Raw genomic sequence first — 23,596 nt, 5'->3', positions numbered from 1 at the left:
CTTTTTGGAGGAGATTCGATGTTAAGCATCATCATCCCAACATTAGGTACAAGAGAGCAAGAGCTTAGTCGATTATTTGAGAGTCTCGAAAAACAAACGAGTACTAAGTTTGAAGTTATTGTTGTCTCACAGGATAAGCATGAAGTAGTAGCAGATTTGCTGGGAGAAAGGGCGTTTGCTTACAAGCAGGTTCAATTAAACAAACGAGGTCTTTCTTATGCGCGAAATGAAGGCATTAAAGCGATAAGTGGACAATATGTAACGTTCTCAGATGATGATTGCTGGTACCCGAATGATGCCTTTGAAAAGGTGGAGGATTTTTTTAACCAAAACAAAGCTCAAGTAGTGTGCTATCAAATCTTTGATCCAACAACAAATCAATCGTATAAGAGTTATCCAACTGAAAAAGCGGACCATGTGCGAACCAGAGATTTGTTTCGGAAGTCTTCTATAGAGATGTTTGTGGACGTGCAGGCAGTTGACCGTCAGTACTTGTGCTTTAATGAAAGCTTTGGTCTTGGTGCTAAACATCCTAGTGGGGAGGAGAATATCTTTCTTTTTAGCCTTCAGAGGGCAGGCTACACCATAAGTTATATTCCTGAAGTTATTGTGTATCACCTTAAACCCACACAAGCATCACGGCTTGATGAGAGGACAATGGTGAGCAAAGGTGCGTTATTTGGTGCCCTATACAGTAAGCCAGTTGATATTATCTTATTAACAGCTCTATTTGCAAAGAAAATCCGCCACGTGAAGCGACCCATTCACACGTATGCAAAAGCTGTAGCATTAACATTTAGTGAGAAAGAAGTAAAAGTGAATGGAGTCAAGGAACGCACATAAGCTCATCATAGTGATCTGCAATGTTTGATAAAAAATAGAAAAAGGGGTTTCGATGTTCATTCTTAATGAACATCGAAACCCCTTTTTTACTTGTTACTCTGGAAATTCCAGCGCTGTTAATTTATACTCCCCTGCCTCTTCGCTCCATTTGGTGTAATAAAGAAGGTTGCCTGCTGCGTTGTATCGATATAACTCATCATTGTATCGAGTATATCTAGTTTGCTCATTCTCACTTATGACGTTCTTCAATTTTTCGATATCTAACTCATCTACTGGATACTCAGCTGATAAGAGTTGATTAAAGGTTTCTCCCGTAAACGATTCTATATTATTTCGCACATATTGATCACCTTCAAGTGTACTCCGTATGGTCAATGGTTGCTGACCACATGCGGTCAATAGTAAGACTGAAGATAGTACAGCTAATAACAATGAGTATTTCAATTAAACAGCCTCCTTTATCTGGGTTCGAATATAAGTATAACGACTATTTTTAGGCTTGCAAGCTCGTCATAATTCTTTTGTAAAGAAGGTAAATACGAACAGGGATCGTGGTTAAATCCCATTGTTTCGGTAAAGCTAAAAGAGAATAACGAGCAGGCTTTCTCCCTTTTATGATAACTTCTCGAATATCTTTATTTAATCTTTACAGCTACTTAACAAAAGTGGTATTTGATGCGTGCTATGATGATGACAGCCTAATAGACAAGGAACCCAGACTATGATCACAATACTAAAAAAAACCATACAACCTTATCGATCTTCGTTATTAGCATTGGCTTTAATAATGCTGGCGTTTTTGGCACCTTTTGCTGTTGTTAGTCAATATCAGAAAGTCTTACCTATTGCTACGTCAGTGCTAACTAGTTTTGCCGCTCTTTGCTTATTGTTTATTGTTTGGTTCTCAGAATCAGAAAACAAGCTACATCCTATTAAGTCGTTAAGGTCTCCATATTACTTGATAATTATTACGTTGTTTGTTTCCGCAAGTTTAGCGATAGTAGCAGGGACATTTAATTTGACCTATATGCTGTCTTCTGAATATGTGAATTATTATCAAAACTCTTTGCCACGTAGAGTGTTCAATGGAGCCATCTATATTAGCATAATGACTTTATTCATTCTATTACTAAAACGCATGACAAAAACGGAACTGAATTATATAGGTAGAGCCTATTTAGGTGGAATCGGTGTTTTGGTTTTGTTTGGTATTTGGCAGTTTTTGCATTTATCAATTGGTTACCCAATGCCTGATGTTCAAACTCGATCCGCTGTTCACAGTGTTCAATCAGAGGTACTTATTAATTTCAGGTTAACGTCTTTAACGGAGGAGCCAAGCTTTCTTGTACCATTTCTAATCGATGGTCTTATTATTGGCTTACTGTTATATAAAAATAAGTTCTCATATCTCTGGCAATGGATGTTACCAGTACTCTTTGTTCTAATATTTTCCTTTTCGATTAGTGGTTATGTAAATGTCTTGCTTGTGGCATTGTTTGCTTTATGGTTAATCGTCACGTCCAGAACAATAAATTGGAATAGGCTTATCCTACCTATACTCGCATCGTTCATACCAATTGGTTTATTCATTTGGTGGAAATGGAGCTTGGTTTTGGAGCTATTCATGCCTATTATCGGAAGGTTTGATGTTTTATTTGATGTCACGAATCACAGTCGCTTATATATGTTAGTGTATCCATTTATCTGGCTGTTTGACTTCTCATGGGTGAATACCCTGTTTGGATTTGGACCTGGCAGCTATGAGTTTCTAGCTCAAACTAAATTTCTGGCGTATGGTTCTAAACTAAGTGCAACATCCAATAATGTGTTTGTAGACCTATTATTTGAGCATGGACTATTAGGTGGAGGAGCTTTTCTGATAGCCTTTATCTTATTTTTTCTTCATTTATATAAAAGAAGAAAGGAACATATTTATTATCAATATGCTGTGATTTTATGGTTTCACCTGGGTATCACCTCACTCTACCGTTCGGATTTTGTATCACCACGCTTTTGGGTGATCGTAATGATTACTGTTTTATGTGCGGAAATAGGAAAGCGTTACGTACAAATGAACAGAGTTAATAACAACCGAGAATCTCTGGAACCAAGAAAGGTTGGAGAAAAATAATGAACATTTGTGTTGTAGGGACAGGATATGTAGGACTTGTATCAGGAGTATGCTTCAGCGAGGTTGGTCATCACGTAACGTGTGTGGATCAAGATGAACATAAAATTAAGCAACTTATAGCAGGGCGTTCACCTATTTATGAGCCAGGTATAGAAGAATTGCTTGTCAAAAATCAAAAGAATCGCAGGCTTCGTTTTACAACGAATCTTAAAGAAGCGATGGACAAAGCCAATCTTGTGGTCATTGCAGTGGGAACGCCCGCTAACGAAGATGGATCAGCTAATTTGTCCTTTATCGAATCAGTGGCTAAAGAAATTGGGGATCACTTAACTTCCTACAAAGTAATTGTGACAAAAAGCACCGTACCGGTTGGGACGGGAGAAAAAATAAAGAACTGGATTCAGGAACAATGTGGTAAAATGGCATTTGATGTTGCATCAAATCCAGAGTTTTTACGTGAAGGAACAGCCATTTATGATACGATGCATATGGAGCGTGCTGTTCTTGGAGTAGAGTCAGAAAAAGCAAAAGAATTATTAATAGAGCTACACAAACCATTTAATACGAACTTGGTTATTACCGATTTAGCAACGGCTGAAATGAGTAAGTACGCAGCAAATGCCTTTTTGGCAACAAAAATTAGTTTCATTAACGAAGTCGCTAATGTCTGTGAACAGCTTGATGCTGATGTCACTAAGGTTGCTGAAGTAATGGGGCTTGACCCTCGGATTGGATCAGCTTTCCTTGGAGCTGGGATTGGGTACGGTGGTTCCTGCTTTCCTAAGGATACACAGGCATTTATTCAGATGGGACAGAGTGCAGGCTACTCTCTAAAAATTGTACCTGAAGTTGAAAAGGTTAATTTTGAACAACGAAAACGGTTAGTTATGAAAGCAAAACAAGCGTTTGGTGTGGAAGGATTAAGAGGCAAACAAATAGCAGTTCTAGGACTGGCTTTTAAGCCGAATACAGATGATATGCGTGCAGCTCCGGCAAGAGACATTATTCCGATGCTTACGGGCCTTGGTGCTGAAGTGAGGGCGTATGATCCTGTTGCTATGCAGGCTGCAGTGAGTTATCTACCTCACATTACATTTGCCTCAAGCTGGCAGGAAGCCGCACGTGATGCAGACGCCGTAATGATTTTAACTGATTGGAAAGAATTTAAAGAACTAAATCTGAATGAACTGAAAGATGAACTCGCATCACTTATTGTGATTGACGGTCGGAATTTGTTTGACCCACAGCTTATGAAACATCATGGATTTTATTATGATTCAGTAGGCCGAGCAAAAATAGAAATAGAAGGAGAGAGATATGAAAGTATTACTTACAGGGGGAGCAGGCTTCATCGGCAGAAACTTAGTTGAAGCCTATCTCAAACGTGGAGATCAAGTAGTGGTTGTAGATAGTAAAGCAGCCCATACAGAATTTGAATGGCTAAGTGACTGCAAAGTATACGGAGTTGACATCCGAGATGAAGCATTTGTCGACATTGTCAAAAAAGAAAAGCCGGATCTGATCAATCATCATGCCGCACAAATTGATGTACAATCTGCTATTGCAGATCCAATCAAGGATGCTTCCATAAATATATTAGGAACCATTAATGTGTTAGAGGCGTGCCGCAGTGTACCAGGATGTCGCTTAATTTATCCGTCTTCTGCGGCTATATATGGCACACCTGACTATTTAGGTGTTGATGAGCTACATCCAATTCGACCGTTATCTATGTATGGAATATCTAAGTATAATCCTGAAGAATATATTCGTACTTACTCTAATTTGTATGGTATACGGTATACCATTTTCCGATATGCTAATGTTTATGGCAGATACCAAGATCCAAAAGGTGAAGGTGGAGTCATTTGTGTGTTAATGAATAGTGCACTTAAGAAGCAGCTTTTCACGATGTTTGGTGATGGAAAACAAACGCGAGACTTTATTCATGTAGATGATATTGTATCGGCGAACCTTCTAGCTAGTGATGAATCATTTAATGATGTATTTAACATCAGTACAGGAAAAGCAACATCATTGATTGAAACGGTTCAGTACATGGAGGGAGTGGCCGGTTTCGAATTAGAGAAACAAATAAAAGAAGAACGTAAAGGTGATATTAAACATAGTTACTTAACAAATGAGAAAGCATTGGCCAAAATGGGCTGGGCACCACGAATCGATATTAAGAAGGGCTTGGGGGAGACCTACTCTTTTTATCGCTCGTGAGTGAGGGGATAGATGACACGCAATTTGCGTGTCGTCTATCCCCTTTTTCTTTTGGACAAAGGAGAGAAAAATATCCGTGAAATTATATAAAAAGATAGTCTTCATGGCATTCATTATTGCTTTTGTTAGTGGTTTTTTCTTTCTAGATCAAGGTATTGAGCAAACAAACCCAAATGAACCTTCAACTAGTACCGTAGACTACGAAGGGATCATGGCTGTTCGTCTTAATCACGTTGCAACAGCTTTTAAGGTAGAGAAATTAAAGAAGACACCGTTAACGAAAGAAGAGCTGCACGAGGAGTTATCTCCTTATCTAGGCGAATCGTTGTTAAGCAAAACAACAAATTGGCTAAATGGTGAGGTCGATCCACAGGTAGAAGCTTTTGTTTCAGTCGATACAAGTCATCAACCTATTGTGACGGATGAGACTGAAGAGGGAATCTCCATCGTTTGGGATATGGATCAGTCGGAACAAGTTAAAATTACCTATCGCAAGCCGGCAGACCTCTGGGTAGCAGACCATGTAGAGATAACAGAAAAAGAAGGAGTGAGAGAATGACTGAACCACTAGTATCTGTCATAACACCAGTTTACAACTCTGAGCGTTTTCTCGGAGAAACCATTCAATCGATAATGAATCAAACATACCCCAACTGGGAGCTAATCCTGGTAGACGATGGGTCCACTGATGAAAGTATGAAGATCGCAAAAAGCTTTGCAGATAAAGACTCACGAATTTCTGTTGTACAGTTACAAACTAACAATGGAGCGGCAGGTGCACGTAATGAGGGGATTAATCAAGCAAGAGGAAAATATGCAGCGTTTTTAGATAGTGATGATTTGTGGTTACCGGAGAAGCTAGAGCGACAGGTTCATTTTATGGAAGCTAATCAATTTGTCTTTACTTTTACAAGCTATAGGATTATTAGAGAAGATGGTCAGAAAAGGGAGAAGTTAGTGGAGGCGCCAGAGGTAGTCACATACAATAGCTTGCTTAAAAATACGATTATCGGCTGTCTCACAGTGATGTTAAATATTGACGTGTTAGGAAAAGTACAAATGCCAACAATAAGAACAAGGCAGGATTTTGTATTGTGGCTAACCATCTTAAAAGATGGAAATCAAGCATATGGAATAAACGAGGAACTAGCATGTTATCGAAAAGTGTCAAACTCAATATCCAGTAATAAACTCAAAGCAGCTAAAAGGAACTGGACGATCTATAGATACAATGAAAATCTGCCATTTTGGAAAGCCTGTTACGTTTTTGCAAGCTATGCATGGCACGGTTTTAAGAAATTATAAACAAAATGATGGCTATTCTAAACCCTTTGTTAAACGTTTGTAAATCTGCCCACAACGACCTTTTGCTTTGCTATTGTTTGGATATAGCGTAACAACATAACAAAAAAATGCTGGTACAAGGGCAGATGTTTGTACGCAATTTAAATGGTGCTGAGGTGAGTCATGATGCAGATGTATATGTTTGGTCTAATAACCGCTTTTTTAGTTACGATTGCAACGGTTCCAATGGTCATGGCCTTTGCACGTAAATGGGGATTTGTTGATAAACCTGATCATAGAAAAGTACATAAAGGCAATATGCCACGTATTGGTGGAGTGGCTATTATGTTTGGGATGGCAGCTGGAGTTGCTGTTTTATGGTCTCAACTTGGTGAAGCGCAAAATGAGATGGGGTTCTTAATAGCTGGAGCTGTCATTCTTGCCATAGTTGGATTAATTGATGATCGCTTTGCACTGGGAGCCAAAACAAAATTGATTGGCCAAACGGTTGCGGCAATATGTGCCGCATCATCAGGCTTACGAATTGAGTTTATTCAAATTCCGTTTATTGGCAATGTAGAATTTGGATTCCTTAGCTTTATCGTCACAATCATATGGATCTTAGCCGTTATAAATTCCGTTAACTTAATTGATGGATTAGATGGACTTGCCGCAGGAGTTACAATGATAGCTGTCCTTACCATGTTAATCATGGCTACAGGTCATCCGCTAGCCTATGCCAGTGTGATTGTCTTATCCCTTTCACTTCTAGGAAGTACATCTGGATTTCTACTCTATAATTTCTATCCTGCCAAGATTTTTATGGGGGATACAGGCTCTATGTTTTTAGGGTATGCTATGGCCGTTATCTCCATGATGGGATTATTTAAAAGCGTGACAATGTTTAGCTTAATTGTTCCTTTACTTATTTTAGCCGTTCCATTTATTGATACAACGTTTGCTGTCATTAGACGCACATTAAACCAACAAAGCATAGGTACGGCAGATAAAGGTCACCTCCATCATTGCTTACTGGCGATGGGGTATGGGCACCGAAAAACAGTTCTTATTATTTATGGCATATCAATGTTATTTGGTGCAGTTGCCGTCCTATTCTCACAAACAGCAAATTGGGTATCTCTTGTTTTGTTAGTCGTTATCTTATGTGGAATCATGTTATTTGCAGAAGGGATCGGTTTGATCGGTCAGAAGAGAAAACCATTATTAAAAGCCTTGGGGAAAATGCAGCTTGTAAAAAAATTAGAGTGATACCTATTAAAGATCATGTCTACTTTTTAATAAGGAAAAGGAAGTCTCAATTTGAGACTTCCTTTTTTATGTGCCAGATTAGCTTGCTTTTACAAATTCCGAAGTAACCCAACCTGTTTGGCTTCCGGCTTTCACTTTATACCAGTTGCCTTGCTTTTCAAGAATTTCTACTTCCTCATTCTGTTTAAGCGTAACGATAAAATTATCGTCGGCTACTTTAGCTGAAGAACGAAGGTTTAAACGTGCAGTGGTTGTACCTTTATTTGCTGTTTTCTCTTCTTTTTTGGTTTCTTGCTTAGGCGCAGCAGGCGTAGAGCCAGTCTTCACAAATTGAGCGGAAACCCACCCCGTGCGACTATCAGCTTTAACCTTTAACCAGCTACCACTCTTTTCAAGAATCTCAACTTGTTGATTGTTATTCAATGTTGTGATCAAGTTGTTACTAGCTACATTCGCAGAAGAGCGAAGGTTCAAACGAGCAGTAGTCGTGCCAGTACCAGAAGCTTTTTCAGCTGACTGAGTTGGAGCTTTAGTAGTATTTGAAGCGGTAGAGCCAGTCTTTACAAATTGAGCAGAAACCCAACCCGTGCGACTACCAGCTTTAACCTTTAACCAGCTACCACTCTTCTCAAGAATCTCAACTTGCTGATTATTATTCAACGTCGTGATGATGTTGTTACTAGCTACATTCGCAGAAGAGCGAAGGTTCAAACGAGCAGTAGTTGTACCAGTACCAGACGCTTTATCGGCTGATTGAGTTGGAGCAGCAGGCGCTGTAGAGCCGGTCTTTACAAATTGAGCAGAAACCCAACCAGTGCGACTGCCAGCTTTAACCTTTAACCAGCTACCACTCTTCTCAAGAATCTCAACTTGTTGATTGTTATTCAATGTTGTGATCAAGTTGTTACTAGCTACATTCGCAGAAGAGCGAAGGTTCAAACGAGCAGTAGTCGTGCCAGTGCCAGACGCTTTATCAGCTGATTGAGTTGGAGCAGTAGGCGCTGTAGACCCGGTTTTCACAAATTGAGCAGAGACCCAACCAGTGCGACTACCAGCTTTCACTCTTAACCAGCTACCGCTTTTCTCAAGAATTTCAACTTTAGAATTGTTATTCAACGTTGTCACAATGTTGTTCGCTTCGATCTTATTAGAAGAACGAAGGTTCAAACGAACAGTAGTTGTACCAGTGCCAGACGCTTTATCCGCTGATTGGTTAGGAGTAGCAGGAGCTGTAGAACCAGTTTTTACAAATTGAGCAGAGACCCAACCCGTACGACTACCAGCTTTCACTTTTAACCAGCTACCACTCTTTTCAAGAATCTCAACTTTAGAGTTATTATTCAACGTTGTGATGATGTTGTTTGCTTCGATCTTATTAGAAGAACGAAGGTTCAAACGAGCCGTTGTTGTACCAGAAGAGAAGACTTTGTCTCCTGAAGTTGCTTCATCTTTAGGTGTAGAAGGAGTTCCGGATCCAGCAGACGTTTTCACAAATTGAGCAGAGACCCAACCCGTACGACTACCAGCTTTCACTTTTAACCAGCTACCACTCTTTTCAAGAATCTCAACTTTAGAGTTATTATTCAACGTTGTGATGATGTTGTTTGCTTCGATCTTATTAGAAGAACGAAGGTTCAAACGAGCCATTGTCGTACCAGAAGAGATGACTTTGTCCCCTGAAGTTGCTTCATCTTTAGGTGTAGAAGGAGCCCCAGATGCAGAAGAGGTTTTCACATATTGAGCAGAAACCCAACCTGTTTTGCCAGAGGCACTAACCTTTAGCCAACTTCCACTTTTCTCGAGAATGTCGACCTTAGTATTATTATTCAACGTTGTTACGATGTTGTTTGCTTCAATCTTGTTAGAAGAACGAAGATTCAAACGAGCTGTAGTGGTACCAGATCCAATAACCTCATAATTCCCATCGTCTGTAACTTGCTCTTTATCAGAATTATTGTTTTCAGGTGGAGCACTTGCATCTACTTTTACAAATTCAGCGGAAACCCATCCGTCTACGCCATTTGCATGAATTTGATACCAGCCATTCTGCTTGCTTATGATCGTTAATTTTGTCCCTGATGATAACAGAGTTAGACGATTAGCACTTGTGCTTGGTTCAGAACGAACATTTAAGTTGGCTGTAGTGGTACCTGGTGTGCCATCTTTTTTCTGATTATCATCAATTTGGCTATAATCTGGTGCTGTTCCTGGCTGATTATTATATTGAGGAATATCATAATGAAGCGTGTAATCATCAACCAGGTTATACATGCTCGCCATTCGTGATGTCTGTTTTTCTGCCCAACCAATATCTGTTGCATATTGGTGTGTTGCAGGAGCATCAGGATTCCATCGCATTTTATAAAGCGTGTTTTGGCCCTTAGATATGTAGTTATTTCCAACAAACTTAGCGCCACCTATAATAGCTTCTTCTTTCGTAAACCATCCTTGATTATATGCATAAGCAGCACCAGCTTGTTCAGCATTTCCATCAAAGGCACCAATTCCATACATGTTATAGACTGTTTTACCTTTGTGCTGAATCCCTTTTGCTAATGGTGAGGAACCATTGCCAGTTTCCAATAATGCATGAGATACTAAATAAATCTCATTCACTCTATTTGATTTAGCTGCAGTAATAAAAGCTTGGCCTTGTCCTGATAAAGCACCTTTTCCATTTAAGAGCTGATTATTGATTGACTGAGCACTCAAATTGGCTGTTTCACTTAAATTTAAAAACTGATAATAACTGCTTGTCCCTGGTTGGACATTGTTAGGGTTTAGGTAATGCGCAACATCTTCAGGACTTGCGTTTTTCCATGTACGATCATATCTAATTTGGTACCAAGTGGAACCGTCACTGGCTTTTTTGCTTCCGAGTATGGTTAGCTTTTGACCGTTAGACGTTTGACCGATCTTCCATGATTGTGAACCCGCGCCACCGCGGACATTCCAAGCTCCCTTAGATGTTCCAGTTTTGCCCCCTGAATCAAGGTTCACTCCATCAGAATGAATGTAGACGTCGTACGTTTTATCAGTCTGTGCATTAGCCTTAACTTGCCTGTCGACAACATTTTTGAAGTCAAGGTCATAATGCGTGATCTTATAATTTGAATTAGCTAAGGCAGATTGAAAGGGTACTGAAGACATCATAAAAGCTAAGACGATTGGTGAAGTGCCTGCGACAACATGACGAATGTTAATGAAACTCACCTCTTCATATAAAAGTAGTTTTTAAGAAACTAAATAACTAGTCCCCTAAGGATATTATCGTTGTAAATGGGTAAAAAGTTAAGTGTTATACCGACAAAATTCGCGGAATTCTAGTAAATGATTCTATGTAACTAGTATATAATGCCTAAATGATAGTGAGTTTAAAAATGTAATTTATAATTACCCTTACACACGGAATGAGCTTGTATGTATTCAACCGGAGATGGAGTATGAGAATTAAAAGAAAATAGTAAGGATTTTCTGATCTCTTAGGGAGTAGAAGAAAAACATTATAATGAAGAAACACGTCACAAGAAGAGAATTTAGATAGAATATTATCCAATATGTCATGAGAAAAATGGAGGAAAAGATTAGAATCTATATTAATATAATGAATACGAGGAGGGTAACTTTACTCATAGATAAAAATTCGTAGTTTATCATAGTTTTTGTATTAATATTCGAAAAAAAGATGCATTTTCGCCTTGAAAGATTACGAATTCTCGTACTTATGGATAAATCGTCAGATAATCTATCAATAAAAAATACTATTTTAAAAAGATTGAATATTGCTTTCTTTCTAAGAGTCTTTTATAATGAAAATATTCAAATTACGAAATTTGCAAAAAAATCTCGTAGAAATCTATAAATCGTAGTTTTTCTACTCTGTATTACTAAATATAATAGTGCAAAGTGAGTGGTCTTATGGCGAAACTGGATGACGTAGACTTTGCCATCCTGAAGTTATTGCAAGAAAACGGTAAAAAACCTTACACGGAAATTGCAAAGCAAATTGAGGTTAGTGAAGGAACGGTTAGAACGAGAATTAATCGTATGCTTCAGGATAATATTTTTGAATTCATCATACATATTGAGCCTGACGCGATTGGTTTGAGTGTGCAAGCCATTATTGGTGTCACAACAAAGCTAGGTCAACAAGAAGCGGTAGCCAAACATCTTAATCAATACCCAGAAGTACGGTTTGTAGCAGCGTTCTCTGGAAGGCATGATTTAATTTTACAAGCTTACTTTAAGAGTAATGAGGATCTTGTTCATTTTGTTAATAAGGAGCTAGCAAAGTTAGATGGTATTGTCTCGGCAGATGTCAGTATTGAACTTAAGAAATACAAAGATACCTTCTCTTATATGGCTTAATATAAGCTGAATTATTTGAATATAATCACATTTATAAATATCGGGGTGGATTACTTGGATAAAGCGTTATTGAACATTAAGAATCTATCAACCTCTTTCCGAATTAATGATCAGTATTATGCGGCTGTGGATGATGTATCACTTAGTGTAAATAAAAATGAGATTTTAGGAATTGTTGGAGAGTCAGGTTCAGGTAAAAGTGCATTGGCCTATTCAATTATGGGTCTTCACGACAGGCTGAATTCGAAAATAGAAGGCGAGATTGATTACAAAGGTCAGAATATTGCCGCGCTATCTGAGAAAAAAATGAATAAGCTACGCGGAGAAGAAATTGGAATGATATTTCAAGACCCTTTAACCGCGTTAAATCCTCTTAAAGCTGTTGGAGAGCAAATTGATGAAATGCTTTATTTGCATACCAAACTTGGGAAAAAAGATAGAAAAGCAAAAGTAATTGATTTAATTAATCAAGTAGGCATTCCGCGTCCTGAATACGTATATAATCAATTTCCACATGAGTTATCAGGTGGAATGAGACAACGTATTGTCATTGCGATTGCGGTTGCGTGTGATCCTGAATTCTTAATTGCTGATGAACCAACTACGGCATTAGATGTGACGATTCAAGCGCAAATTCTTTCATTAATTAAGAAATTGAAAAATGAATCGAATAGTGGAGTTATTTTAATTACGCATGATCTTGGTGTTGTTGCAGAAATGGCTGATCGTGTAGCGGTCATGTATGCAGGTCAAATTGTTGAAATTGCAACTGTTGGAGAATTGTTTAAGAATGCTAAACATCCGTACACACGCTCTTTATTAAACTCAGTACCACATGGTCATGCAGCTAAAAGCAAATTACATGTAATTCAAGGTATGGTTCCTTCATTGCAGAAGCTTCCACGAATAGGCTGTCGCTTTGCTCCAAGGATTCCGTGGGTGGCAGAAACAGCTCATGAAGAGAATCCAGAATTACATGAAATCTCGCCAGGGCACTTTGTAAGATGTACATGCTATAAGCATTTTGAATTCCCTGATAAGGTTGAGGAGGAAGTTGGCAATGGCGTTACTGGAAGTTAAAGATCTTAATGTACATTTTCCTATTAAAGCTGGAATTCTTAAACGTACAGTAGGACATGTTAAAGCTGTAAATGGAGTCTCTTTTAATTTAGAGCCTGGCCAAACCTACGGATTAGTGGGAGAGTCTGGTTCAGGGAAAACTACTTCAGGACGCGCAGTTATTGGATTAAATGAAATTACAGGTGGCCAAGTATTATTTGACGGCAAAGACATAACAAAAGGACTTAAGGGTGGGTTTGATTTTCGAAAGGATATTCAAATGATCTTTCAAGATCCTTATGCATCATTAAACCCCAAAAAAAGAGTCATGGATATCATTGCAGAGCCGCTCCGTAATTTTGAGAAGCTTACTCGGATAGAAGAGAAAAAAGCGGTTCAAGAATTACTGGATAAAGTAGGATTGAATCCTGAGAGTATCTATAAGTATCCTCACGAGTTTTCCGGAGGTCAAAGACAACGCATCGGTATTGCTCGTGCAATTGCCTTAAAACCTAAACTTATTATTGCCGATGAGCCTGTTTCGGCATTGGATGTTTCGGTCCAAGCACAAGTATTAAACTTTATGCAGGATATTCAAAAGGAGCTTAATCTAACATACTTATTCATTAGTCATGACTTAGGAATTATCCGTCATATATGTGATCGTATAGGCATTATGTACAAAGGTAGATTTGTTGAAGAGGGAACGAGTGATGATATCTTTAATAACCCTCAACATATCTACACAAAGAGGTTACTATCAGCTATTCCAGATATAGACCCAGATAATAGAGAAGAACGAGACGCATTTCGAAAAGACGTCTCAGAACAATATTCTAGCTCGTATAATGATTATTTTGATGAAGAAGGACAGGTTTTAGATTTGCAGCGAATTTCTGATACTCACCTAGCTGCATTACCTGGAAAGGTTGACTGATATGTGGAAATTTATTTTGAGAAGGTTAATTATAGCCATACCTCAGCTAATTCTTCTTTCTCTTTTTGTCTTCTTGTTGGCTCAGGCTATGCCAGGTGACGCATTAACTGGTCTTATAGGGGATCCCGATCTCCCTCCTGAAGTCATTCAAGAAATGAGAGTGGCTATGGGTGTGGATAACCCTTGGTATATACAGTATAAGGATTGGGTTTTAAATGCGTTACAAGGAGATTTCGGACGTTCTTTTGCCCGAAAAGTACCTGTTACTGATTTAATAGAGTCTAGAGTATGGAACACTGTCTGGTTATCATTATTTTCAACTATTCTAATTTACCTTATGGGGATTCCTTTAGGAATTATTAGTGGTAAATACCACGATACGATTCGTGACCGTTTAATTACTGGATACACTTATGTAGGGTTTGCTACACCTTTGTTTATCTTTGCTTTAATTATGTTACTAGTTTTTGGTTTTATGCTCAGATGGTTTCCTACTGGTGGAAGTGTAACTCCTGGTCTAGAACCAGGCACTTTGGAGTATGTACTAAGTAAAATAAATCATTTGATTTTACCATCATTTTCTATTGCGTTAATTGGAATAACGGGTACGGTCCAGTATTTACGAAGTGAAATTGTAGATACAAAACAAAAAGATTTTGTTCGTCTAGCACGCTCAAAAGGAGTTTCAGAAAAAAGATTATATAACAAACATATTTTCCGTAATTCGTTGATGCCAGTTGCCGCTCTTTTTGGATATGAAATTACTTTACTGATATCTGGCTCGATTTTTGTTGAGGCAATCTATACGTATCCTGGTATGGGTCAATTGTTTGTCCAATCGATTAATACAAGAGACTTTAGTGTAGTAACTGCACTTGTTCTTATATTTGGATTGGCATACATTTTAGGTGGATTATTATCAGATATTATTATGAGTTTGGTTGATCCGAGAATTCGGATTAAATAATTTCTTTTATTAGAGCAGAGGTGAATGGTTTTGGCTAAGAGTGTTGCTGCGGAAGAAAAATCTCCATCCGGAATACGAATCATCTGGCGTGAGATTGTCCGCGATAAAATAGCATTTATTTCTTTTCTGCTAGTTGCTTTAGTAGCGCTGGCAGTTTATAGCATTTCATTAATACTTGATAAAGATCAAATCGTTTCTGTTGATTTGTTTGCAATGTATGAGCCTCCATCACGTGATTTTTGGTTAGGAACAGATTATGGTGGTCGAGATATTTTTGGGCAGTTAATCATAGGAACTCGTAATTCCTTATCAATTGGGATCTTAGTAACGTTAATTAGTGGAGTGACAGGAATATTAGTAGGTCTTATTGCAGGTTATTTTGGTGGTTGGATTGATAATATCCTAATGCGAGTTCTTGATTTTTTTCAATCGTTACCAAATACCATGATTATCATTGTTTTTGTAACCATTGTACCCAAATATGATGTTTGGACGTTTTCCCTTATTATGGCTGCATTCCTTTGGATGCATATTGCAAGAATTATTAGAGCTAAAGCCATGCAAGAGTCGGCTTTAGAGTATATACATGCTGCAAGAACATTAGGATCATCTCATATGAAGATTTTATTTGTCCATCTATTACCTAATATCATGTCATTAATTATCGTAACAATGACATTGAATTTAGCTGCAAATATTGGTTTAGAGTCTGCATTATCATTTTTAGGTTTTGGATTCCCAGAGTCAACACCAAGTCTGGGGACACTTGTAGGGTATGCGCGAAACCCTTCTGTATTAGAGCTACGGCCATGGATTTGGTTACCTGCGTCAATTCTAATTTTTGTATTGATGCTGTGTATAAATAATGTCGGACAAGCGCTGAAGCGGGCGACTGACGCAAAACAAAGAAGAGGTTAAAAGGAGGAGTCATAAGGTATGAAAAAATTTGATCGTACGAAGAAAAAGACGGTTTTACTTGCTTCTACAACTGCGCTAGTTTTAGCTCTTGCAGCATGCGGCGGCGATTCAGATGGAGGTTCTTCTGATAATGGAGGTTCTGCCGGTGGAGACAACGAGGAAACAGGAGAAGAAGAGGAGCCATTATTCTCTATTGAAGATTTTGAAGTTATTAAAGGGGAAAATGGAGACGATATTATTGATGGCGGCTCTATCAATGTTGCACTTGTTACCGATACTCCATTCGAAGGAACATTAAACTATAATTTCTATCAAGGTACGTATGATGCTCAAATCCTACAATGGTTTGATGAAAGTCTACTAGCTGTTGATGAAAACTACACATATACACAAGAAGGCGCTGCTACGTTCGAAATCAATGATGATGGAGACGTCTTTACATTTACAATTGGTGATAATGTAAATTGGTCAGATGGAGAGCCTTTAACAGCGGAAGACTGGGCGTTCTCATTTGAGGTATTGGGTGATGAAGAATATCCAGGTGTTCGTTTTACAGAAGCTTCCAATATTGAAGGTTTTAATGAATATCGTGAAGGTGAAGCGGATGAGATCTCTGGTTTAAATGTGATTGATGATAAAACGTTAGAAATTACATTTACAGAAGCAAATCCTTCATTACTTGCTAGTGGTATCTGGACATATCCAATGCCGAAACACATTTTTGAAGATATTCCAGTAGCGGAAATGGAATCATCTCCAGAAGTGCGTGAGAACCCAATTGGTTATGGAGCATTTGTTGTTGACTCTATTACACCTGGGGAAGCTGTAGTCTTTAAGAAAAATGAAGATTACTGGCGTGGAGAGCCTAACCTTGACGAAGTGGTTTTAAGTATTGTGAACCCACAGGTTATTACTCAAACGCTTGAAGCTGGAGATGCAGATATTGCCGTATTCCCAACAGATCTATACAAAGATAGCTATGAGAATCTAACAAATGTTGAATTCTTAGGTATTACTGACCTAGCATACACATATATTGGTTTCCAAATGGGAACATGGGAAGATAATCAAAACGTATTTGATACGGAGAAACAAATTTCTGATATCGAGCTACGTAAAGCCATGGCATACGCTGTTGATAATGAAAGAGTAGCTAACCAGTTTTATGATGGCTTAAGATGGGGAGGAACTACACTGATTCCACCATCCCATCCTGATTATCATGATGAATCGATTGAAGGATATACATTTGATCAAGATAAAGCGAATCAAATTCTTGATGATGCTGGGTACGAAGATGTTGACGGTGACGGATTCCGTGAAGATCCAAATGGGGATGAGTTATCACTAAACTTCGCATCTATGAGTGGTGGCGATACTGCTGAACCAATTGCGACGTACTACACCCAAGCATGGGGTCAAGTAGGAATTAAAGTTGAACTATTAGACGGTCGTCTGCAAGAGTTCAATACGTTCTATGATCGTCTAGAAGCTGCAGATCAAGCGATTGATGTATATCAAGGTGCTTGGGGCGTAGGTTCTGATGTTGACCCAACTGGTCTATGGGGAAGCTCGGCCGCTTATAACTACACTCGTTGGACTGATGAGAAAAACGATGAGTTACTAGCGCAAGGTGTATCTTCTGAAGCACTTAATGTAGAGAAAAGACAAGAAATTTACAAAGAGTGGCAGGAATATATGGTTGAGCAAGTTCCAGCATTCCCAACTCTTTACCGTGCTGAGTTAACAGCTGTTAACAACCGTGTTGTTAATTTCGCTCCATTCAGAGCTTCTGGTACAGAAGTCTATCTTAATGAACTAGGTGTTACTGCTGATTCTGCGGAAACAGCTAACTAGTAACATTTTCTACTAGAGTCCAGCATATTTGCTGGGCTTTTTTAATATTGTAGTAAAACAAATGTTTCACTAACACTATAAATGAGGTAAGAAGATTCGTACTTCTTTCTAAAATCCGGTGACCATATCGTACTGAGTAGGTCATTTATGTACGATAATTCGTTGAAAAATGGCTTTTCGACAAATGTTGTCAGAAAATTTACTATAAAATCATTATTTAAATAAAAAGAATATTGCGATTCGTGGGATAATCTATTATAATTTAGAAAACTATTCAATAATATGTTAAAACGTTGAATTATTTAACTAAAAGGAGGGACTATGGGAGGAATTGATGCGCTTGATCGAGCGATATTAATGCATTTACAAATGAATGGAAAGTCAGCATTTACTAAAATTGCAGATAACTTGCACATTAGTGAAGGAACCGTACGAACTAGGGTCAAAAAAATGCTGAATAATAAGTATTTTCAATTTAATATACATATGGATCCGACTAGTTTGGGTCTTGAGGTTCAAGTAATTATGTGGATTAAAACACAGCTTGGCTGTCAGGACCAAGTGGCTGAAGCATTAAGGCAGCAATCAGAGGTACGTTTTGTCGCTGCATTTTCAGGTCAATATGATTTAATTGTACAGGCTTATTTTAAAAATAAGCATGATCTAATCACATTCGTTAATCAGCAATTGTCATCTATTGAAGGGATTATTTCATCCGACCTAAGTGTTGAATTAAAACAGTATAAAGATTCGTTTTCATATATTACCGATTCATAGAATATATGCATAGGAGGGGACAGGATGTCGGAGCCGCTTCTCGAGGTCAAACATTTAAAGACCTATTTTGAAGTTAGCAAAACGAGAACAGTTAAAGCTGTGGATGATGTGAGTTTTCAAGTGAATAAGGGAGAAACTCTAGCTGTAGTTGGAGAATCAGGTAGTGGCAAAAGCGTTACTTCACTAACCATAATGGGGCTTTTATTTTCACCTCCAGCCAATATCCAAGGTTCAGTAAAGTTAGATGGTCATGAATTAATTGGACTATCTGATAAAAAGCTTGATCAAATAAGAGGAAATGAAATGTCTATGATTTTTCAGGAACCCATGACCTCTTTGAACCCAGTGTTTACGATTGGTAACCAAATTGCAGAAACGTTAATTAGACACAAAAAAGTTTCCAAAAAAGAAGCTAAATTAGAAACAGTTCGTTTGTTAAAGTTAGTTGGTTTTGGACGAGCAGAAGACATGCTTAAGGAATTTCCTCATCAATTATCTGGGGGAATGAGGCAAAGAGTCATGATTGCGATTGCTATGGCCTGTAACCCGAAGCTGTTAATTGCTGATGAGCCTACCACTGCATTAGATGTAACCATTCAACAACAAATCCTAGATTTGATGCTTAAGGTTAAAGAGGAATTTCATTCTTCTATTCTATTGATTACACATGATTTAGGAGTCGTCGCAGAGATGGCTGATCGAGTGCTAGTGATGTATGCCGGACAGGTTGTAGAAGAGGCTACGGCTTATGAGCTTTTTACAAATCCAAAGCACCCTTATACAGTGGGTTTACTTAATAGCATGCCTAAGATTGATGATGAGCAAAAAGAACGATTGGATGCGATACCAGGAGTAGTGCCAGCAGCACATCGTTTTCCACAAGGATGTCGATTTGCACCGCGTTGTCCACACGCCTCCGATGAATGTACAGCAGAAATGCCTTCACTTATGAACTTGGCGGATACTCGTGCTGTCAGATGTGTGTTGTATAAGGAAGAGGCGGTGAGTGTATGACAGAGAAGAAAGTTCCTTTAGTTGAGGTAAAAGGCTTAAAAAAATACTTTCCAATAAATAAGGGAATCTTGCAACGTAAAGTTGGAGATGTCAAAGCTGTGGATGATGTGAGCTTTACCATCTACAAGGGTGAGACACTAGGAATCGTTGGAGAATCAGGTTCGGGGAAATCAACGCTTGGCAGAATGGTATTAAAGCTTATCAATCCTACAGAAGGTGAGATCATTTTTAATGAACAGAATTTTGCCAAGATTAGAAATTCTAAAATTCGAAAATTGCGTCGAGACATGCAGATGGTATTTCAAGACCCATACGCATCACTTAATCCACGGATGAGTATTGGAGAATTATTAGAGGAACCGTTACTCGTACATAAAACGATTGCAAGTAAAGCAGGCCGCAAAGAGAAAGCACATGAACTACTCGAAAAAGTAGGACTTCCAAGGGAAGCCTATTCTAAATATCCTCATGAATTTTCGGGTGGACAAAGGCAACGTATCGGCATTGCACGGGCTCTTAGTACAAATCCTGAATTCATAATTGGTGATGAACCGGTTTCGGCACTTGATGTTTCTGTACAATCTCAGGTACTAAATCTTATGCAGGATCTTCAGAAAGAATTTGATTTAACGTATATGTTTATCGCTCATGATTTAAGTGTCGTCAAACACATTAGTGATCGAGTCGCTGTGATGTATTTAGGAAGAATTGTTGAAATTGCTGACAAAGACATTCTATACAAGAAACCACTTCATCCATATACACAAGCATTAATTGCTGCTGTTCCATCAACGGATGTAACGGTCAAACGTGAAAAAGCAGCTTTAAAAGGTGAATTGCCAAGTCCAGCTAACCCTCCAACAGGGTGCGCATTTCATACGAGGTGTCCAAAAGTGCATGATCGCTGTAAAGTCGAACGTCCTGTTTTAACTGAACATGGACCTGGTCAAATGACGGCTTGTCATTTGTACACAACAGATGTGGCAGCTGCTAAAGCTGAATAAATAGTGTAGTTCCTGCTTTAAGGGGGGTGAGGTAGCGGGATTGAGCTTAGAAGCTATAACACACGTGCAAAATCAGGTTAAAAAATAGTGAGGGGGATTTGATGAAAAACAAAAATGTATTGTACGTATTAAGTGGTGCACTTTCTTTAGGACTGGTGCTAGGAGCTTGCTCGGGTGACTCTGTTGATAGTCCATCTAGTACAGGCGGTGGCGGCGGAACCTCTGATGGTGGTGGAAGTGAAGAACAAGGCGGTCCAGTTGAGGGAGGAAACGTAAACCTTGCGATGTTCTCTCCTCCAGAGAACTTATTTAATCCTATTTTTTATACAGCCCTATACGATGCACATATCCTAGATATTACTCATGAAGCCTTAGTCACGCAAGACGAAGAATTCACTTTTATCCCTAAATTAGCTGAAGGTTGGGAATTCAGTGATGATAATACGGAGTTAACATATACTCTACGTGAAGATGTGAAATGGCATGATGGCGAAGATTTTAACGCTGATGATGTAATTTTTACATTTACAAGTATAGCTGATCCTGATTATGTAACAGCTGGTGGAGTTCGTGTTGATTATGTGAATAGCTTAGTTGGGTACGAGGAATATAGCTCAGGTGAAGCAGATGAGTTTGAAGGAATTGAAAAGATTGACGATTATACAGTGAAATTTACGTTTGCTGAACCAAATGTAAAAGCTCTAGCAGATACGGCTTTTGCAATTATTCCTGAACATGTGTTTGCCGATATTCCTGTTGCTGAAATCCCAGAGAATGCCGCATCTAGAGAAGCGGGTGAAGTTGTTGGTACCGGTCCATTTAAGTTAGCAGATTATATGGAAGGTGAGCAATACATCCTAGAAGCCAATGAAGATTATTATCAAGGCGCTCCTCACTTAGAGACAATCACTTGGAAGACTGTTGGCCAATCTGTAGCGGGCGGTATGCTTGAAAACGGAGAGCTTGATTATATCCCTCGTGACCTTGCACCACAAGACGCTGCATCTATTGAGGAACTAGAAGGTATTGAATTATTTGAACAGCCTCAGTTGGGCTACCAATATATGGGCTTTAAGCTTCATCATGGACCAGACGAATCATTATCTGATAAAGATACATGGGAAGTGAATGAGAAGCTTGAAAGTAAGGAATTAAGACAAGCCATTGCATATGCTTTTGATCGTCAAGCAATTGTTGGGGATCCGGAAGCAGGAAACGGGTTACTCGGTGGTCGAGGAATTGTTCTTGATGCACCATTCCCTGAAGCTTCTTGGGCTTATAACCCCGATGCAATTGAAGGATACGAACATGACCCTGCAAAAGCTGAAGAAGTTCTTGAGGCTGCTGGTTATGTTGATACAAATGATGATGGCTTCCGTGAAGATCCGGATGGAAATGAATTAGTATTAAACCTTGATTATCCAGTTGGAAATGAAACACGTGAAAAAATGGCTCCAGTTATCCAACAAGATCTTGAAGCTGTTGGACTAAAAGTAGAATTGAGAACACCACGTGAAGCTCCAGCTCACTTTGATTTAGTAGAACAAAATAATACGGATGTTGATTTGTATTTAGCAGGTTGGTCTTTAGATGCTGGAGACCCTGATCCGTCTTCGTTGTATAAATCAACAGCACCATATAACTACCCTAGATGGGATAATGAAGCATCTGATCAATTATTAGATGATGCGGTAAACCCTGAATTTGCATTTGAACAAGATTATCGTCAAGAGAAGTATGTAGAATGGGCACAAAATTTTGTTGATGAACTTCCTGTTCTACCTGTCTACTCTGAAAACGAAATCCATGCTTGGAATAGTAAGTTGACGAACGTGACAATTAAACCGTTTACGTTTAAAGATGACACTCACTTATGGCAGTGGACTGAGTAGGATAAGCATCCAGTAGAGGGGACGTATGGTTACGACCATACGTCTTCTCATTATAAGAGAGGTGAACAAAGTGACAAAATATATCATTCGTAGGGTGCTTCAATTTATACCTATGGTCATTTTGGCGAGTATCGTTGTATTTTTCATGGCGTACTTAGCTCCAGGTGATGCACTAAGTGGAGAAAATTTAGATCCAAATATTCCACGAGAAGTTCTTGAGGAACGTCGAGAAGCACTTGGGCTGAATGATCCAATACATATCCAATATTTTAATTGGGCCAAACGAGCGGTTACTGGAGACCTTGGTATGTCCATGCACCATACAGGACGCTCTGTCTCTGATTTGATCGGAGGAAGACTAGAAAACACAATAAATTTGTCAATCTTTTCTTTAATTATCACATTAATTATTTCTATTCCTATAGGCATTTATTCCAGTAGAAAACCTTATTCAATTGCAGATTATTCTGCCACGACCTTTGCTTTTATTGGACTAGCTGTACCCAACTTCTTTGCGGCTTTACTTGGAATCTATATCTTTTCATTTGGCTTAGGGTGGTTACCTTCTCAAGGCTCAATTTCTGCACCTAATCTAACGGGTTTAGATTACATTGGAAGCAAGTTAAAACATATGATTCTACCAGGCTTTACATTAGGACTTGCCAGTACAGCTATTTATATGCGTTATATGAGAACTGAAATGTTAGAGCTGCGGGGCAGTGATTTTATCCGAACGGCAAGGGCAAAAGGATTGGGTAATCGCTCAGTGTTGTATAAACATACATTGCGAAATGCTTTAATTCCAATTATTACATTGCTTGGATTGGAGTTCGGAACACTTTTAAGTGGAGCGGTGTTGGTAGAAACAGTATTTAATTACCCAGGATTAGGTACATTATTTGTTGGTTCAATATCAAATCGCGATTATCCAGTTATTATGGGAATCAACTTAATCCTTGCCATGACTACTCTAATAGGAAATCTGCTCGCTGATATTTTGTATGCAGTGGCTGATCCGCGAATTCGTTATGATTGAGGTGAATAATC

20 protein-coding genes are annotated in these 23,596 nt (G+C 38.7%); 18 read left to right on the top strand and 2 right to left on the bottom strand.

Annotation, left to right across the window (positions count from 1 at the left end; all coding sequences use genetic code 11):
- Window positions 1-18: 18 nt before the first annotated feature.
- On the top strand, window positions 19-843 hold the full coding sequence (locus J2S05_RS07880) for a glycosyltransferase family 2 protein (RefSeq protein WP_306981586.1): 825 nt from the start codon (window positions 19-21) through the stop codon (window positions 841-843).
- A gap of 93 nt (window positions 844-936) precedes the next feature.
- On the opposite strand, the gene J2S05_RS07875 is transcribed toward J2S05_RS07880, so the two are convergent.
- Window positions 937-1,287, bottom strand: a complete 351-nt coding sequence (locus tag J2S05_RS07875; RefSeq protein WP_306981584.1) for a hypothetical protein — start codon at window positions 1,285-1,287, stop codon at window positions 937-939.
- A 277-nt stretch (window positions 1,288-1,564) separates the two neighbouring features.
- Here J2S05_RS07875 and J2S05_RS07870 point away from each other — a divergent pair, with 277 nt between their 5' ends.
- The 6 genes from J2S05_RS07870 (at window position 1,565) to J2S05_RS07845 (ending at window position 7,756) form a co-directional block, all read left to right on the top strand.
- Window positions 1,565-2,974, top strand: a complete 1,410-nt coding sequence (locus J2S05_RS07870) for an O-antigen ligase family protein (protein WP_306981582.1) — start codon at window positions 1,565-1,567, stop codon at window positions 2,972-2,974.
- Window positions 2,974-4,344: a UDP-glucose dehydrogenase family protein gene (locus J2S05_RS07865; RefSeq protein ID WP_306981580.1), complete on the top strand. Its 1,371-nt coding sequence runs from the start codon at window positions 2,974-2,976 to the stop codon at window positions 4,342-4,344. The genes J2S05_RS07870 and J2S05_RS07865 overlap by 1 nt, the downstream gene beginning before the upstream one ends.
- Entirely contained in the window at window positions 4,292-5,203 is a 912-nt protein-coding gene (locus J2S05_RS07860; protein WP_306981578.1) for an NAD-dependent epimerase/dehydratase family protein, read from the top strand. The genes J2S05_RS07865 and J2S05_RS07860 overlap by 53 nt, the downstream gene beginning before the upstream one ends.
- 76 nt (window positions 5,204-5,279) lie before the next feature.
- Window positions 5,280-5,762, top strand: coding sequence for a hypothetical protein (locus tag J2S05_RS07855; protein WP_306981576.1), 483 nt, complete (start codon window positions 5,280-5,282; stop codon window positions 5,760-5,762).
- Complete coding sequence (locus J2S05_RS07850; protein WP_306981574.1) at window positions 5,759-6,508, top strand: glycosyltransferase family 2 protein; 750 nt, start codon at window positions 5,759-5,761, stop codon at window positions 6,506-6,508. The genes J2S05_RS07855 and J2S05_RS07850 overlap by 4 nt, the downstream gene beginning before the upstream one ends.
- A gap of 162 nt (window positions 6,509-6,670) precedes the next feature.
- Window positions 6,671-7,756: a glycosyltransferase family 4 protein gene (locus tag J2S05_RS07845; RefSeq protein WP_306981572.1), complete on the top strand. Its 1,086-nt coding sequence runs from the start codon at window positions 6,671-6,673 to the stop codon at window positions 7,754-7,756.
- A 78-nt stretch (window positions 7,757-7,834) separates the two neighbouring features.
- On the opposite strand, the gene J2S05_RS07840 is transcribed toward J2S05_RS07845, so the two are convergent.
- Window positions 7,835-10,969 carry an SH3 domain-containing protein gene (locus J2S05_RS07840; protein ID WP_306981570.1) on the bottom strand — a complete coding sequence of 1,045 codons (3,135 nt, stop codon included), beginning with the start codon at window positions 10,967-10,969 and terminating at the stop codon, window positions 7,835-7,837.
- Window positions 10,970-11,674: 705 nt separating this feature from the next.
- Between J2S05_RS07840 and J2S05_RS07835 the strand changes: the two genes are divergently transcribed.
- The 11 genes from J2S05_RS07835 (at window position 11,675) to J2S05_RS07785 (ending at window position 23,585) form a co-directional block, all read left to right on the top strand.
- A complete protein-coding gene (locus J2S05_RS07835) occupies window positions 11,675-12,124 on the top strand; it encodes an Lrp/AsnC family transcriptional regulator (RefSeq protein WP_306981568.1) in 450 nt (149 codons plus the stop codon).
- Between the two features lie 54 nt (window positions 12,125-12,178).
- Window positions 12,179-13,204 (top strand): ABC transporter ATP-binding protein, encoded by a 1,026-nt coding sequence (locus J2S05_RS07830; RefSeq protein ID WP_306981566.1) that lies wholly within the window; start codon window positions 12,179-12,181, stop codon window positions 13,202-13,204.
- A complete protein-coding gene (locus J2S05_RS07825; protein ID WP_306981564.1) occupies window positions 13,185-14,120 on the top strand; it encodes an ABC transporter ATP-binding protein in 936 nt (311 codons plus the stop codon). The genes J2S05_RS07830 and J2S05_RS07825 overlap by 20 nt, the downstream gene beginning before the upstream one ends.
- 1 nt (window position 14,121) lies before the next feature.
- The gene (gene opp4B / locus J2S05_RS07820; protein ID WP_306981562.1) at window positions 14,122-15,087 is read left to right on the top strand and encodes an oligopeptide ABC transporter permease; all 966 of its coding nucleotides are present in this window, start codon (window positions 14,122-14,124) and stop codon (window positions 15,085-15,087) included.
- A 30-nt stretch (window positions 15,088-15,117) separates the two neighbouring features.
- Window positions 15,118-16,005, top strand: a complete 888-nt coding sequence (locus J2S05_RS07815; protein WP_306981560.1) for an ABC transporter permease — start codon at window positions 15,118-15,120, stop codon at window positions 16,003-16,005.
- Between the two features lie 18 nt (window positions 16,006-16,023).
- Window positions 16,024-17,862: an oligopeptide ABC transporter substrate-binding protein gene (gene opp4A / locus J2S05_RS07810; protein WP_306981558.1), complete on the top strand. Its 1,839-nt coding sequence runs from the start codon at window positions 16,024-16,026 to the stop codon at window positions 17,860-17,862.
- Between the two features lie 321 nt (window positions 17,863-18,183).
- Entirely contained in the window at window positions 18,184-18,639 is a 456-nt protein-coding gene (locus J2S05_RS07805) for an Lrp/AsnC family transcriptional regulator (protein WP_306981556.1), read from the top strand.
- Window positions 18,640-18,663: 24 nt separating this feature from the next.
- The gene (locus J2S05_RS07800; protein ID WP_306981555.1) at window positions 18,664-19,653 is read left to right on the top strand and encodes an ABC transporter ATP-binding protein; all 990 of its coding nucleotides are present in this window, start codon (window positions 18,664-18,666) and stop codon (window positions 19,651-19,653) included.
- A complete protein-coding gene (locus J2S05_RS07795) occupies window positions 19,650-20,657 on the top strand; it encodes an ABC transporter ATP-binding protein (protein ID WP_306981554.1) in 1,008 nt (335 codons plus the stop codon). The genes J2S05_RS07800 and J2S05_RS07795 overlap by 4 nt, the downstream gene beginning before the upstream one ends.
- A gap of 101 nt (window positions 20,658-20,758) precedes the next feature.
- On the top strand, window positions 20,759-22,549 hold the full coding sequence (locus J2S05_RS07790) for a peptide-binding protein (RefSeq protein ID WP_306981552.1): 1,791 nt from the start codon (window positions 20,759-20,761) through the stop codon (window positions 22,547-22,549).
- Window positions 22,550-22,619: 70 nt separating this feature from the next.
- The gene (locus J2S05_RS07785) at window positions 22,620-23,585 is read left to right on the top strand and encodes an ABC transporter permease (protein ID WP_306982647.1); all 966 of its coding nucleotides are present in this window, start codon (window positions 22,620-22,622) and stop codon (window positions 23,583-23,585) included.
- The last annotated feature ends 11 nt before the right edge of the window (window positions 23,586-23,596 follow it).

Source organism: Alkalicoccobacillus murimartini, assembly GCF_030813245.1.
GTDB classification, from domain to species: domain Bacteria; phylum Bacillota; class Bacilli; order Bacillales; family Bacillaceae_D; genus Alkalicoccobacillus; species Alkalicoccobacillus murimartini.
Note: the sequence above shows the minus strand (reverse complement) of the source record. Positions and strands in the feature narration are given on the sequence as shown.